This is a genomic window from Cryobacterium algoritolerans, assembly GCF_004402785.1.
Classification (GTDB): domain Bacteria; phylum Actinomycetota; class Actinomycetes; order Actinomycetales; family Microbacteriaceae; genus Cryobacterium; species Cryobacterium algoritolerans.
The window spans coordinates 1-14,797 of the sequence record NZ_SOFP01000060.1 but is presented as its reverse complement, the minus strand read 5'-3'; the positions used below and the strand labels follow the sequence as shown (position 1 = coordinate 14,797).

General features: G+C 67.3%; 12 protein-coding genes and 1 tRNA gene. 7 read left to right on the top strand and 6 right to left on the bottom strand.

All coding sequences use genetic code 11. The features are described from left to right. The 3 genes from E3O19_RS12975 to der are packed head-to-tail and all read left to right on the top strand — an operon-like array spanning nt 1 to nt 3,285. Nucleotides 1-1,083 carry a prephenate dehydrogenase gene (locus E3O19_RS12975; protein ID WP_134568235.1) on the top strand — a complete coding sequence of 361 codons (1,083 nt, stop codon included), beginning with the start codon at nt 1-3 and terminating at the stop codon, nt 1,081-1,083. 4 nt (nt 1,084-1,087) lie between these two features. Beyond that, nucleotides 1,088-1,774: a (d)CMP kinase gene (gene cmk, locus E3O19_RS12970; RefSeq protein WP_134568233.1), complete on the top strand. Its 687-nt coding sequence runs from the start codon at nt 1,088-1,090 to the stop codon at nt 1,772-1,774. Further along, nucleotides 1,771-3,285, top strand: a complete 1,515-nt coding sequence (gene der / locus E3O19_RS12965; protein WP_134568231.1) for a ribosome biogenesis GTPase Der — start codon at nt 1,771-1,773, stop codon at nt 3,283-3,285. The genes cmk and der overlap by 4 nt, the downstream gene beginning before the upstream one ends. Before the next feature lie 76 nt (nt 3,286-3,361). Here the strand turns inward: der and E3O19_RS12960 are convergent, their stop codons facing one another. Genes E3O19_RS12960 through E3O19_RS12945 form a run of 4 tightly spaced genes read right to left on the bottom strand, consistent with a single transcriptional unit; the run spans nt 3,362 to nt 7,210 of the window. After that, nucleotides 3,362-4,846 carry a sodium/solute symporter gene (locus E3O19_RS12960; RefSeq protein WP_134568229.1) on the bottom strand — a complete coding sequence of 495 codons (1,485 nt, stop codon included), beginning with the start codon at nt 4,844-4,846 and terminating at the stop codon, nt 3,362-3,364. Then, nucleotides 4,843-5,250, bottom strand: coding sequence for a hypothetical protein (locus E3O19_RS12955; RefSeq protein WP_134568227.1), 408 nt, complete (start codon nt 5,248-5,250; stop codon nt 4,843-4,845). Before E3O19_RS12955 ends, E3O19_RS12960 begins: the two co-directional genes overlap by 4 nt. Continuing rightward, nucleotides 5,247-5,969, bottom strand: coding sequence for a LytR/AlgR family response regulator transcription factor (locus tag E3O19_RS12950; protein WP_134568225.1), 723 nt, complete (start codon nt 5,967-5,969; stop codon nt 5,247-5,249). Before E3O19_RS12950 ends, E3O19_RS12955 begins: the two co-directional genes overlap by 4 nt. Before the next feature lie 47 nt (nt 5,970-6,016). Further along, complete coding sequence (locus tag E3O19_RS12945) at nt 6,017-7,210, bottom strand: sensor histidine kinase (RefSeq protein WP_134568223.1); 1,194 nt, start codon at nt 7,208-7,210, stop codon at nt 6,017-6,019. Nucleotides 7,211-7,389: 179 nt separating this feature from the next. Between E3O19_RS12945 and E3O19_RS12940 the strand changes: the two genes are divergently transcribed. Genes E3O19_RS12940 through acs form a run of 3 tightly spaced genes read left to right on the top strand, consistent with a single transcriptional unit; the run spans nt 7,390 to nt 11,359 of the window. Further along, nucleotides 7,390-7,779, top strand: coding sequence for a DUF485 domain-containing protein (locus E3O19_RS12940; RefSeq protein ID WP_134568221.1), 390 nt, complete (start codon nt 7,390-7,392; stop codon nt 7,777-7,779). Beyond that, nucleotides 7,776-9,389, top strand: coding sequence for a solute symporter family protein (locus tag E3O19_RS12935; RefSeq protein ID WP_134568220.1), 1,614 nt, complete (start codon nt 7,776-7,778; stop codon nt 9,387-9,389). The genes E3O19_RS12940 and E3O19_RS12935 overlap by 4 nt, the downstream gene beginning before the upstream one ends. Next, nucleotides 9,389-11,359, top strand: coding sequence for an acetate--CoA ligase (gene acs, locus E3O19_RS12930; protein ID WP_134568218.1), 1,971 nt, complete (start codon nt 9,389-9,391; stop codon nt 11,357-11,359). The genes E3O19_RS12935 and acs overlap by 1 nt, the downstream gene beginning before the upstream one ends. Nucleotides 11,360-11,508: 149 nt before the next feature. Here the strand turns inward: acs and E3O19_RS12925 are convergent, their stop codons facing one another. Continuing rightward, a complete protein-coding gene (locus E3O19_RS12925) occupies nt 11,509-12,099 on the bottom strand; it encodes a GNAT family N-acetyltransferase (protein ID WP_166804569.1) in 591 nt (196 codons plus the stop codon). Nucleotides 12,100-12,446: 347 nt separating this feature from the next. Here E3O19_RS12925 and E3O19_RS12920 point away from each other — a divergent pair. Further along, nucleotides 12,447-12,523: transfer RNA gene (locus E3O19_RS12920), tRNA-Pro, on the top strand. Between the two features lie 250 nt (nt 12,524-12,773). Here E3O19_RS12920 and E3O19_RS12915 read toward each other — a convergent pair. Next, nucleotides 12,774-14,498, bottom strand: coding sequence for a formate--tetrahydrofolate ligase (locus E3O19_RS12915; RefSeq protein ID WP_198413908.1), 1,725 nt, complete (start codon nt 14,496-14,498; stop codon nt 12,774-12,776). Nucleotides 14,499-14,797 lie beyond the last annotated feature (299 nt).

Sequence of the window (14,797 nt, the reverse complement as noted above, 5' to 3'; positions counted from 1 at the left end):
ATGGTCGAGAGTCGACTGATCGGGCCCGTGCGCGTCGTCGGCGCCGGCCTGCTGGGCACCAGCATCGGGCTGGGCCTGCGCAACCGGGGCATCGACGTGATCCTCGCCGACGCGTCGCCGACGAACCTGAGCATCGCCGTGGACTACGGTGCGGGCCGGCCGGCCGCCCAGGGCGACGCGCCCCAACTGATCGTGGTCTGCGTTCCCCCGGATGTGACGGCCGAGATCGTCGCCCGTGAGCTGGAGGCGTTCCCGCAGGCGATCGTGACGGATGTTGCGAGCGTCAAACTCGCGCCCCTCGCTGAGCTTCGGGCCCGCGGCGCCGACGTGTCCCGCTACATCGGCTCGCACCCGCTGGCGGGCCGTGAACGCGGGGGACCGCTGGCCGGCCGCGCCGACCTGTTCGTCGGCCGCCCGTGGGTGGTGGCCGCGCACGATGCGATCAGCTACCAGCAGGCCACCTCCATCGACGACCTCATCCTCGACCTCGGCGCGATCCTGGTCGAGATGAGTCCGGAGGAACACGACCGCGGCGTTGCGCTGATCTCCCACGTGCCGCAGGTCGTCTCCACGATCATGGCCCGCCGGTTGACGGATGCCTCCGGCTCCGCTCTCAACCTCGCCGGCCAGGGCCTGCGCGACGTGACCCGGGTCGCGGCCAGCGACCCCGAACTCTGGGTGCAGATCCTCGGCGCGAACGCTGGGCCGGTGCGGGACATCCTGCTCGCCTACCGCGACGACCTCGACCGGTTCATCGACGCCCTCGCCGACCCTGCAGCGCCCGGCGCGAGGCGCAAGGTCGCCGAGGAACTCTCCGGCGGCAACGCCGGCGTGGCACGACTGCCCGGCAAGCACGGCCAGGACCGCCGGTTCGTCTCGCTCAGCGTGATGGTCGACGACACCCCCGGCCAGCTGGCCCGGCTGCTGGCCGAGATCGGCGAGGTCGGCGTGAACCTCGAAGACCTCCGACTGGAGCACTCGCCGGGCGCCCAACTCGGCCTGGCCGAGATTTCTGTTCTCCCCGAGGCGATTTCCCGCCTCACCGAAGAGCTGGCCGCCCGCGGCTGGCGGATTGCTGGTTAGAACTATGGGACGTCATTCCCGCCCCCACCTCGTCGCGATCGACGGGCCGGCCGGCAGCGGCAAGTCCAGCGTCAGCCGCGCCGTCGCCCGACGCCTCGGCTTCGACTACCTCGACACCGGCGCCGCCTACCGGGCCCTCGCCTGGTTCGTACTCTCGAAGAAGATCGACCCGGCCGACGCGCAGGCGGTCCTGGCCGCGCTGGCCGGCTTCGACTACTCGATCGGCATCGAACCCGACCGGTACTACGTGCAGGTGGGCGACACGGTCGTCACCGACGCGATCCGGGAGCCGGAGGTGTCGGCCGCGGTGAGCGATATCGCCCGCATCCCCGAGGTGCGCAGCTACCTCACCAGTCTCTTCCGCACCATCGCCGCGGGCTCCCCGCGCACCGGTGTTGTGGTCGAAGGCCGGGACATCACCACAGTCGTGGCACCAGAAGCGGAGGTGCGCATTCTGCTTACCGCCTCCGAGGAGGCTAGAATGGCCAGGCGCTCTGCGGAAATATCGACCCAATCGGCTGAAGCCGTGGCAGAACAACTGCGATCGAGGGATCGCGCTGACTCCCAGGTAGTCGAATTCATGAGCGCCGCAGACGGTGTCATCACCGTCGACTCCACCCATCTCGACCTCGAACAGACCATTGACGCGGTCCTCGATGTCATCAATACACGCCGCGAGGAACTCGCATGAATAACAACGACTTCGACGACACGATCCCTGCCATCGACACAGAACTGGTCTCGCGACTGGACGGCCTCGATGAAGATCTGGTGACGCAGCGCGCCGCCGCCCTCCGCACCGGGCTCAACGAGTACGAGCTCGACGACGAGGACTTCGACGTTCTCGACTCGGTGACGGACGACCCCGACGCCATCCAGTACCTGCCGGCCCTGCCGGTGATCGCAATCGTCGGCCGCCCAAACGTGGGCAAGTCCGCACTGGTGAATCGCATCCTCGGCCGCCGTGAAGCCGTCGTGGAGGACACTCCCGGTGTCACCCGCGACCGCGTCACCTACAAGGGCGAATGGCACGAACGCAAGTTCAGCCTCGTCGACACCGGCGGCTGGGAACCCGACGCCAAGGGCATCGACGCGTCCGTCGCCGCCCAGGCCGAACTGGCCATCGAACTCTGCGACGTGGTCATGTTCGTCGTCGACGCGAACGTCGGCCCGACCTCCACCGACGAGGCCGTCGTGCGCCTGCTGCGCAAGGCCGGCCGTCCCGTCTTCCTCGTCGCCAACAAGGTCGACGACATCCGCCAGGAGCCCGAAGCCGCGAGCCTGTGGGCGCTCGGCCTCGGCCAGCCGTGGCCGGTCTCCGCGCTGCACGGTCGCGGCGTCGCCGACCTGCTCGACGCGATCCTCGAAGAGCTTCCCGAAATCTCCGCCGTCGCCAAGCGGGAGGTCGGCGGCCCGCGCCGCGTGGCCATCCTCGGGCGTCCGAACGTGGGCAAGTCCAGCCTGCTGAACAAGGTCGTCGGTGAGGAGCGTGTTGTTGTCAACGAGCTTGCCGGCACCACGCGCGACCCGGTCGACGAGCAGGTCGAGCTCGGCGGCAGGGTGTGGCGCTTCGTCGACACCGCCGGCATCCGTCGCCGCGTGCATCTCTCCCAGGGCGCGGACTTCTATGCCTCGTTGCGCACCAGTGCCGCCCTCGAAAAGGCCGAGGTCGCCGTCGTGCTCATCGACGTGACCGAGGTCATCAGCGAGCAGGACGTGCGCGTGATCGACCTCGTGCTCGAATCCGGCCGCGCCCTCGTGCTCGCGTTCAACAAGTGGGACCAGATCGACGACGACCGTCGCCGCTACCTGGAGCGTGAGATCGAGCAGGACCTTGCCCACGTGGCCTGGGCCCCGCGCGTGAACATCTCGGCCAAGACCGGCCGTCACATGGAGAAGCTCGTTCCGGCGCTGGAGACCGCCCTCGAAGCGTGGGACACCCGCATCGCCACCGGCAAGTTCAACGCGTTCCTCGCCGAACTCGCCGCCGAGCACCCGCACCCCGTGCGCAGCGGCAAGCAGCCGCGCATCCTGTTCGGCACCCAGGCGTCCAGCCGCCCGCCGACCTTCGTCATCTTCACCACCGGGTTCCTCGACCCGGGCTACCGCCGGTTCATCCAGCGTCGCCTGCGGGAGACCTACGGCTTCGTCGGAAGCCCGATCAACATCAGCATGCGCGTGCGCGAGAAGCGCAAGCGCTGAGCGGTTGCGGCAGAAACGCGCGTGTCCCTCGGGGCGCGCGCGTTTCGCGTCGGTGGTCGAGCTCGTCGTGACCCGGTCAGCGGTTGGGGGCCGACAGGGGGCGCTCGGGCGCGTGCAGCCGGGTCATGATTCTCGTGATGCCGGCCGGTCGCCTGCCCCGGGTCAGTAGCGAGACACCCACCATCACGGTGAAGGCCGCCGGCACCGTCCAGGCCGCGGGTTGCGCCAACAGCTCCCGGAACGGCCCGGCCAGAGGGCCAAGCGCCCGGCCGGCCGCGATGGCACCGCCGCAGAGCGCAGCGCCGGCGAGCATCCCGGCGATCGCACCGGCGTCGGTCAGGCCGCGCCACCAGATGCCGAGCAGCAACAGTGGGCAGATCGTCGAAGCCGTGAAGGCGAAGACCAGGCCGACGCTCCCGGCCAACTGCATGGACTCGGTGAGCAGAGCGACGCCGAGCGGCACCACGGTGGAGAAGACGGCGGCCACCCGGAAGCCGCGCACCCTCCCGCCGAGCACATCCTGGCTGATCACCCCGGCAATCGAGACGACAAGACCCGAGGTGGTCGAGAGGAATGCGGCGAAGGCCCCGGCGATGACGAGGGCGGTGAGGACGTCCCCGGCCAGCCCGGGGACCAGTCGGCCGGGGAGGAGCAACACCAACGCATCCGGTGTGCCGCCGGTGGCGATGTCCGGGGTGAACGCACGGCCGAGAACGCCGTACACGGTCGGGAACAGGTAGAAGACCGAGAGGAGCCCGATCACGATCAGGGTCGTGCGCCGGGCGGAGGGACCGTCCGGGTTCGTGTAGAAGCGCACCAGAACGTGTGGCAGGCCCAGCGTGCCGAACAGCAGGGCGACGACCAGCGAGATGTCCCGGTACGCGCCGGCCGCGGGCAGGCCGGCCGGGTCGACGGCGAACGGCTCGGCCAGGGCCGGAACCGAGAGTCCCGAGTTGCCCATGATGATCAGAATGAAAACGATGGGCAGGGCGATCGCCGTGAACTTGAGCCAGAACTGGAATGCCTGGACGAAGGTGATCGACCTCATCCCTCCCGTCACCACGGTGACGCAGACGACGACGGCGACCGCCACGGAGCCGACCCACGACGGCAACCCGGTGGCGATGCTCATGGTCAGCGCGGCGCCGTGCAGTTGCGGGACGATGTAGAACCAGCCCACCATCACCACCAGCACGCTGGTCACCCGCCGCGCCGCCACCGACTCCAGCCTCGCCTCCGTGAAGTCGGGGATCGTGTACGCGCCCGATCGGCGCAGCGGCGCCGCCACGAACAGAAGCAGCATCAGGTAGCCGGCCGTGTAGCCGATCGGGAACCAGAGCGCATCCGACCCGGAGATGAGGATCAGCCCGGCAACGCCGAGGAAGCTGGCTGCCGAGAGGTACTCGCCGCCGATGGCCGAGGCGTTCCACCACGGCCGCACCGTGCGTGAGGCCACGTAGAAGTCCTCGGTGGTCCGCGAGATCCGGAGGCCGTAGAAACCGATCCCCGCCGTCACGGTGAAGAGCCCGATCAGGGCCGCGTACCCTACCCAGGCGTTCACGCGTCATTCACCAGGTCGAGGTACCTGGCCTCATTCCGGGCCGCGGCGCGCACGTGCAACCAGGCGCTCAGCAGGATGATCGGGTACACCCCGACGCCGAGCGCCAGCCAGGAGAAGGGTACCCCCAGGAACTCGGCCTGTTCCAGGCCAGGCACGTAGGCGATGAGCAGGGGGAACGCCAGCAGAATCAGGAGGAAACCGACGGCGACGACCACCGCGAGCCGCAACTGTGAGCGGATCAGGGATCGCACGTAGACCTGGCCCACCTCGGACTGCTCCGCAATCTCCCGGGCCACCGGCTGGCCGGGCGCACGCCGGGCCCGGACAATGGGAGCCGTGACCCTGATCCGACGCGGTGGGGTCGGTGGGTGTTGTCCCGACCCGGCCGGATCCTCGTGCGTCATGTCGACGGCCGGATTCTGGTGGTCTCGAGTTTTTCCCGGAGGGCCGGCAGGTGCCGCCGGCTGACCGGCAGTTCCGCGCCATTGGTGACGATGGTCGGTCGTGCAGCACCCAGTTTCGCCTGGGCGATGTGCGACATCGACACCAGATAGGAGCGGTGGATGCGCAGGAAGCCGGCGTCCGCCCACTGTTTCTCCAGGTCGGCGAGTGGAACCCGGATGAGGTAGCTCGATTCGTCGGTGTGCAACCGGGCGTAGTCACCCTGGGCCTGCACGTAGCGAACCTCGTCGCGGCGGATCATCTTCTTCAGACCACCGAGATCCACGGTGATGAGCGTCGGCGGGGTGCTCTCGGCCATCGCCAGCGTGTCAATCACCCTGGCCACTGACTTGGCGAGCCGTTCGGCGCGCACGGGCTTGAGCAGATAGTCGACGGCGGCCAGTTCGAAGGCCTTAACGGCATGGTCCTCGTCGGCGGTGACGAAGACCACGGCCGGGGAACCGGCGGATCGAGACACGAAATGGGCGATGTCGAGACCGGACAGCCCCGGCATGTGGATGTCGAGAAAGAGCGCATCCACCCGTTCGCTATCGAGGATGCGCAGGGCCTCAGAGCCCGACGAGGCGCGGTGAATGGTGCCGACCCGCTCGTCCCGGCCGAGCAGGAATGCAAGCTCGTCGAGAGCAGGGAGCTCGTCATCGGCGATGAGCACAGTGATCATGGCGCCAGTCTCTCAGCCGAAAGGCACGCAGTCACAAGGCCCGCCGCTCACGAACCGAGGTCGGGTCTGGGTTGTGATTTGGGCACTCTCAGTGTGATCAGGGTGCCCGCCCCGGGTGCCGTGTCGATCACCAGGCCGTGGTCGTCGCCATAGACCTGGCGCAGCCGCGAGTCGACGTTGCGCAAGCCCACGTGGTCGCGGTCGCTGTGACCGGCGAGCACCGAGCGCAGGTGCTCCGGCTCGATCCCCACACCGTCGTCCTCGATCGTCACCGTCACGAACGAGCCGGCATCCTGTGCCGTGATGGCGATGCGGCCGACGCCCTCCTTCTCGTCGAGGCCGTGGCGCACGGCGTTTTCGACCAGGGGCTGCAGACTGAGAAAGGGGATCACGGTGCTGAGCACCTCCGGCGCGATGGCCAGGGTGACCTGCAACCGGTCGCCGAAGCGTGCCCGTTCAAGCTTCAGGTAGTGCTCGATACAGCCCAGTTCCTCGGCGACGGTGGTGAAATCCCCGTGCCGGCGGAACGAGTACCGGGTGAAGTCAGCGAACTCCAGCACCAGGTCGCGGGCCTTGGCCGGGTCGGTGTTGATGAACGAGGCGATGGCGTTGAGGGAGTTGTAGATGAAGTGCGGGCTGATCTGTGCCCGCAGGGCGCGCACCTCGGCCTCCATCAGGAGCGTTCGCGAGGACTGGAGCTCGGCCAGCTCCACCTGGGCGGCCACCCAGTCCGCCACTTCGCCGGTCGCGCGCACGAGACCCGGCTTGACCCGGGGCGCGTACGCGACAACCGAGCCCACGATGTGAGAGCCGGAACGGATCGGCGCCGCGACGGCCTCCTTCAGCTTGGTGTCGTGAGGCACCGCCTCTCGGAACACCTGGGTTCGACCGGTGGACAGCACCTTCCCGGCCAGATCGATGGCCCCGCCCCGGTGCTCGTCCCCGGCACCGTCCCAGGAGAGCAGGCCGGAGACATCCGTGATGGCCAGGGCCTCGCAGCCGAGCAGGCCGCGCAGATGCCGCCCGGCCTTTGCGGCGCCGGCGGGTTCAAGCCCGTTGCGCAGGTGCTTGCCGGCCAGGGACGCGGAGTGCAGCGTCGTGTACGTTGCCTGCTCGGCGTCCGTGCCGAGCTCCCGCCACGAGCGGAGCAGCTTGAACCCCACGGCGCCGACGACGGCGATCGTCAGGGTGATGACGACGACGCCAATGACGACCACGGCGAGCAACGGTGACTCGGGCATGGTGCTAACACTAACCGGCGCGCTCCGGGACAATCCGCCGTTCGGCGCAGGGTGACCGCCGCTGGGCGACGGAGCCGGGCCAGGAGGTCGCCGAAGCCCATGGCGTGGGGGAGAGTGATCGGCACCGCACCAGAACCAACGGTGCGCATGAACGCTCTATCAATGATGAGGAGAAAATCATGGGCAATGTCGCCCTGGAAGAGGAAGTGGACGCGGTAATCCCCGCGGCAACCTTCCACCGAGTGCAGGTATCAGACGAGTTTCAGGAGCTGCGCAAACGCCATCGCAGTTTCGTCTTCCCGGTGGCCATTGCATTCCTGCTCTGGTACTTCGCCTACGTGCTCCTCGCGGGTTACGCCCACGACTTCATGTCGATCAAGGTCTTCGGCAGTGTCAACGTTGGCCTGCTGCTCGGCCTGGCGCAGATCGTCAGCACCTTCGCGATCACGACCTGGTACGTCAGCTACGCGGGCCGCAGGCTCGACCCGATCGCCGCAGGCATCCGTCACGAGATCGAGGGCCCGCTCGGAGTTGCCAATGACACCGCTGACCAGAAGGAGTCCAAGTGAACATTCACCTCGCAACCGCTGCGGCAACCCCGGGTGACCCGATCCTGAACATCAGCATCTTCGGCGCGTTCGTCGCCATCACGCTGATCATCGTTCTCCGCGCCAGCCGCAACAACAAGACGGCGGCCGACTACTACGCGGCCGGCCGCTCGTTCACCGGCGGCCAGAACGGCACCGCTATCGCCGGCGACTACCTTTCCGCGGCCTCGTTCCTCGGCATCGTCGGAGCCATCGCCATCACCGGCTACGACGGATTCATGTACTCCATCGGTTTCCTCGTCGCGTGGCTCGTCGCGCTGCTGCTGGTGGCTGAGCTCCTGCGCAACACGGGCAAGTACACGATGGCGGATGTGCTCTCCTTCCGTCTGAAACAGCGTCCGGTTCGGATCGCGGCCGCGATCACCACCCTGGTCGTCTGCTTCTTCTACCTCCTGGCCCAGATGGCCGGTGCCGGCGGGCTCGTCTCGCTGCTGCTCGGGATCACCGACAAGCTCGGCCAGTCCGTCGTGATCACCATCGTCGGTGCCCTGATGATCGTCTACGTGCTCATCGGCGGCATGAAGGGAACCACCTGGGTGCAGATCATCAAGGCCTGCCTTCTCATCGCCGGCGCCGCCGTGATGACCGTCTGGGTGCTCGCGCTGCACGGGTTCAACCTCTCCACCCTGCTCGACCACGCCGTGAAGACCGCGGGCAACCCGGAGATTCTGAACCCCGGCCTCAAATACGGCCTGACCGACGTCACCCAGCTCGACTTCATCTCCCTCGCCCTGGCCCTGGTTCTCGGCACCGCGGCCCTGCCGCACGTGCTGATGCGCTTTTACACCGTTCCGACGGCCAAGGAAGCCCGTCGCTCGGTGGTCTGGGCGATCTGGCTCATCGGCGGGTTCTACATCTTCACCCTCGTGCTGGGCTACGGCGCTGCGGCACTCATCGGTGCGGACCGGATCATGGCCTCCCCGGGCGGCGTCAACTCCGCGGCTCCACTGCTGGCCTTCGAGCTCGGCGGTCCCGTACTGCTCGGCCTGATTTCCGCGGTCGCGTTCGCGACCATCCTGGCCGTTGTGGCCGGCCTCACCATCACCGCCGCGGCATCCTTCGCCCACGACATCTACGCCAGCGTTGTGAAGAAGGGCAAGGCCCGCCCGGAGGATGAGGTCAAGGTGGCACGGCGCACCGTAGTCATCATCGGCATCGTCGCGATCCTCGGCGGCATCGGCGCGAACGGCCAGAACGTGGCATTCTTGGTGGCCCTGGCCTTCGCCGTCGCGGCCTCGGCCAACCTGCCGACCATCCTCTACTCGCTGTTCTGGAAGAAGTTCAGCACCCAGGGCGCAGTGTGGAGCATGTATGGCGGGTTGATCTCGGCCATTCTCCTGATCGCGCTGTCGCCGGTCGTCTCCGGCACGGCAACGTCGATGATCCCCGGCGCGAACTTCGCCATTTTCCCGCTCAGCAACCCCGGCCTGATTTCGATCCCGCTGGCGTTCATCCTGGGCTGGCTCGGCACTGTTCTGGACAAGGTGCCGCGCGACGTGGCCAAGCAGGCCGAGATGGAGGTGCGTTCGCTCACCGGCGTTGGCGCCGAGAAGGAGGCGGTGGTGCACTGATGAGCAGGGAGACAGTGACCCACACCGGTCCGGATGTCGCGCGCGTCTTCGCGCCGACCGAGCAGTTCCAGGCCCAGGCCAACGCCGACGCGTCGCACTACGAGCACGCCGACCGGGACAGCGAGCACTTCTGGGCCACCCAGGCCGAGAAGCTCGACTGGACCCGCCCGTGGGATGAGGTGCTCGACTGGTCGAATCCCCCGAACGCCCGCTGGTTCACCGGTGGCAAGCTCAACGTCGCCTACAACTGCCTCGACCGGCACGTTCTCGCCGGCCACGGCGACCAGGTGGCGCTGCACTGGGTGGGCGAGCCGGGCGACACCCGCGACATCACCTACTCGCAGCTCACCGACGAGGTCTGCCGAGCGGCGAACGCGCTGAGTTCGCTCGGGCTGGTCGCGGGCGACCGGGTCGTCATCCAGTTGCCGATGATCCCGGAGGCCGTCGTCTCAATGCTCGCCTGCGCCCGGCTCGGCCTGGTGCACAGTGTCGTCTTCGGCGGATTCTCGCCGGCGGCGCTGCGCGCCAGGGTGGACGACGCTGCGGCACGAGTCGTCATCACCTCGGACGGCCAGTACCGGCGAGGTGCGGGCGCGCCGATGAAGGCGAATGTGGATGAGGCGCTCATGGGCGCCGAGACCGTGGAAAAGGTGATTGTGGTGCGCCGGGTGGGGGAGCCCGTCGCGATGCAGGAAGGGCGGGATGCCTGGTGGCACGACCTCGTCAGCTCCCAGTCGCCGGAGCACGAGCCCGAATCCTTCGATTCGGAGCATCCGTTGTTCATTCTGTACACGTCGGGCACGACCGGCAAACCCAAGGGGATCCTGCACACCTCGGGGGGCTATCTCACCCAGGTCGCATACACGCACCAGGCCGTGTTCGACCTCAAGCCGGACACTGACGTCTACTGGTGCGGGGCCGACGTGGGTTGGATCACCGGGCACAGTTACATCGTCTACGGGCCGCTCGCCAACCGCGCGACCCAGGTGATCTATGAGGGCACACCGAACACGCCGCACGAGGGACGACACTTCGAGATCATCGAGAAGTACGGCGTGACCATCTATTACATCGCCCCGACGCTCATCCGCACCTTCATGAAGTGGGGCGAACACATCCCGCGGGGATACAACCTCGAGTCGGTGCGACTGCTCGGCAGTGTGGGGGAGCCGATCAACCCGGAGGCGTGGATGTGGTACCACACGCACATCGGCCGGTCGACGACGCCGATTGTCGACACGTGGTGGCAGACGGAAACCGGCGCGATCATGATCTCGCCGCTGCCCGGCGTCACGGCAACGAAGCCGGGCTCGGCACACCAGGCGCTGCCCGGGATCTCGGTGCGGGTCGTCGACGACCACGGGGACGCAGTGGAATCCGGAGGGGGCGGCTATCTGGTCATCGACAAGCCGTGGCCGGCGATGTCCCGCGGCATCTGGGGTGAGCCGGATCGCGCGCAGGAGGTCTACTGGGATCGGTTCAAGGCGCAGGGCTTCTACTTCGCCGGGGATGGGGCGAAGTACGACGAGCACGGTGACATCTGGCTGCTCGGCCGGGTCGACGACGTGATGAACATCTCGGGCCACCGCATCTCCACGGTGGAGGTGGAGTCTGCTCTGGTCTCCCACCCGATGGTGGCGGAGGCCGCGGTGGTGGGCGCCGCGGATGCGACGACCGGCCAGGCCATCGTGGCGTTCGTCATCCTCCGCGACCGGAACGACGACGACACCCTCGATAACAACGATGTGGCCAAGGTACTGATGGCTCACGTCGTCGCCGAGATCGGGCCGATCGCCAGGCCGAAGCGCCTCCTGATAGTGCCGGAGCTGCCGAAGACCCGGTCGGGAAAGATCATGCGCCGACTGCTGCGGGATGTGGCCGAGGGGCGTGACATCGGCGATGTCGCAACCCTGGCCGACACCTCGGCCATGCGCACGATCGCAACGAGCATGGCGGGCGCCCCCGCCTAGCTCGCCGGCCACCGCGGTGGTCGAGCCCGTCGAGGCCAGGGGATCTCGACGGGCTCGATCTCCGCTCGACGGGCTCGATCTCCGCTCGGCTCGACCCTCTCGACCCTCTCGACGGTCGAGCCTGTCGACCCCGCTCCACCGCTCCACCCCTACAACACCAGCTCAACCACCGCCCGATCGCCCGTCGGCCGCGCCACAACCTCGAACCCGGCGCCCAGAAACAGCGACACGGTCCCGTGGTACAACTCCGCCGCCGGTGCCTTCGGCCGCTCAGCCGCGTCCACCGGGTAGCCCTCGATCACCCGGGCGCCGAGCCGGCGGGCTTGCTCGATCGCGCCGGCCAACAGGTCCGCCGCGATCCCGTGCCGGCGATACCCGACCCGCACGACGAAGCAGGTGACCGTCCAGACCGACGCGTCCTCGGTATCCTGTCGGCTGCCCCCTGTGACCACCTTCGCCCGCAGCAGCCGCGGGTAGTTGGGCCGCGGTTCGACCGCGCACCAGCCGACCGGTTCGTCGCCTTGGTAGGCGATCACGCCCGGTGGGGGACCGTTGGCGCGCACCTGTTCCAGCAGCAGCTGCTCGCACTGATCGGGCTCCGCGGTCTCCCACGCCTTGCTGGGCAGCTTGAAGAACTGGCACCAGCACCGGTGCGGGTCGCCGCGGTTGCCGAAAACGGTGCGCACGTGGTCCCACGGCACCTTGTCAACGGATGCGATGGTGATCTCACGGTTCGGCACGCCTTCAAAGTACAACCTCGCGGGCCCGTGCGGGGGTTTTGTGCCGGAACTCCTTTGCCGCTTTCCGCCCGCCGGTGCGGGCAGCCTCAGCGCGTGGTGGACGGCTCCAGTTCGGGTTCCGCGTCGGCCTCGTCCGGGCCGGTGCCCTCGTCGGCGGTGTCGGCCGTGACGGCCGTTCCGCATGCTCTGGTGCCGCGGCGCCCGACATTCCACGTCTGCGCCTTCGGTTCGAGGCGTCAATGACAGAATTGTGGGACGCCGGCGGTGCGCGAGCACCCCGTGAAAGCGGTAAGCTATCGGAGTTGTCTCCTGCAGGTTTTGTTCCTTGAAACTGTCGGTGGGAGCGGCGGGCTGTGGCGCAGCTTGGTAGCGCACTTGACTGGGGGTCAAGGGGTCGCAGGTTCAAATCCTGTCAGCCCGACCAAAGGGTCGTTCGCGAAAATCTTCACGAAACGGTCTGGTCGAAACAAAAAGAAATCGCTCCTGAGGATTCTCAGGAGCGATTTCTGATTTCTGATGTTGTTGGGTGTGTTCGCGGGAACGATTCTCGAGGTGCCGCCGCGATTTGGCCGGTTCCGCACGGTTTTGGGCGCGTCAGATTGGGGTAGGGCGCATGAGCAGCTCACGCCGGGGACGATCGAGGTAGTCTCCGGCAGCCCGGCCGGGTCCGTCGATCAGGACAACCCGACGATCTCGCCGTTGTCGTCGATGTCGATGCGTTCGGCTGCCGGTGCGGACGAGAGACCAGGCATGGTGCGCATGTCGCCGCAGATGGGATAGATGAACCCGGCCCCGATCGACGCACGCACCTCACGCACCGGCAGTCGCCACCCGGTGGGTGCTCCCTTGATTTTGGGGTCGGCCGACAGGGACAGGTGTGTCTTGGCGATGCACACCGGCAGGCTGCCGAAGCCTGCCCGCTCGTACTTGTCGAGTTGCCGAGCGGCCAGAGGCGAGAGGTCCAAGCCGTCGGCGCCGTACATCTCGCGCGCGATCACATCGATCTTGTCGACCAAGGGAAGTTCGTCGGGATAGAGCCGGTGGAAGCTCGACGGTTCAGCGCAGGCCTCCGCAACCGCCTCGGCCAGCTCGACCGCACCCCTGCCGCCTTCGGTGAAGTGGTAGCTGATCGCGGCGCGCACACCTTCCTCTGCCGCGACGTCCATGATCGCCTGATGCTCACTGTCGTAGTCGGTGGGGAAAGCGTTCACCGCAATGACCGGCGTCACTCCGTGCCGTCGGATGTTGGCGATCTGCCGGCGCAGGTTCGCTGCCCCGGCGATGACGTCGTCGGGATTCTCGGCGAGCATCTCCGGTGGCAGCGGTCGGCCGGCGACGACCCGGTACTTGTTCGAGTGAGTTTTCAGGTCACGCACGGTCGCGACGATGACGGCGGCATCCGGCGCCAGCCCGGAGGCACGGCACTTGATATTGAAGAACTTTTCCGCGCCGATGTCTGCACCGAACCCCGCCTCGGTGATGAGGTAGTCGCCGGCATGGATGCCGATCAGATCGGCGACGACCGAGGAGTTACCGGTGGCGATGTTCCCGAACGGACCGCTGTGGACGAGCACTGGAGTCTGCTCCACGGTCTGCATCAGGTTCGGCTTGATGGCGTCCTTGAGTATCGCGGTCATGGCGCCGGCCGCCTTGAGCATCTCGGCGGTCACCGGTTCGCCGCTGCGGTTGTAGCCGACGACGATTCTTCCCATCCGTTCCCGGAGATCCCGCAACGACGTGCACAGCGACAACAACGCCATCACCTCGCTGGCTGCGGAGATGTCGAAACCGGATTGGAACGGATTGCCGTCGTCAGGACCGCCGAGCCCGGTGATGATGGTGCGCAGCTCGCGATCGTTGACGTCGAGGACACGTCGCCAGGTGATCTCATGGGGGTCGAACCCGAGACGGTTTCCCTTGTGGATGTGGTTGCCGATCATCGCCGACAATAGATTGTGGGCCGCGGTAACGGCGTGCGTGTCGCCGGTCAGGTGCAGGTTCAGTGCCTCCATCGGGACCACCTGAGCGTAGCCGCCACCAGCGGCTCCGCCCTTGATGCCGAACGTCGGCCCCATCGACGGCTGCCGTATCGCGACGATCCCGAGCTTGGCGATGTGCCGGAAGCCCTGACCGAGCCCGACCGCGGTGGTCGTCTTGCCCGACCCGAGTGGAGTCGGCGTGATTGCGGTGACGACGACATACTTGGCCCGTGGACGGTCACGGAGCTCATCGATCGCATCGAGGGAGATCTTCGACGCCGCACTTCCGTACGGTTCCAGCAGGTGTGGACCGATGCCCATGTCGGCTGCAACCTCTTCAAGCGGGCGACGGGCCGTAGCGCGCGAGATAGCGAGATCCGACGGCATGGCCGTGGTGATTGATCGAGATGGCTTGAACATGGTGCCTCCTCAGCGCCTCAGCGCCTCTGGGGCCTGGTGACCCAAGCGTACTGTCAGGCCACGGGCGCGTGCCGGCGTGGCGTGGAGCAGTTCGAATGGGGCGTGCGGTACTGCCCGGGCCCAGTTGACTCGTTGGAGCTCGTCAGAGTCAATCAAGTCGTCATCAGTCCCCATTAAACGAAACGTGATGAGACGACTTTCCGAGGCGCTCGGGGCGGGGGCACCGAGTTCAGCGACTAGGTCTGGCTCAGCGCTTCCTCATCGGCCGCAACGTTCTTCTGCAAGGCGAACTGGGTGCG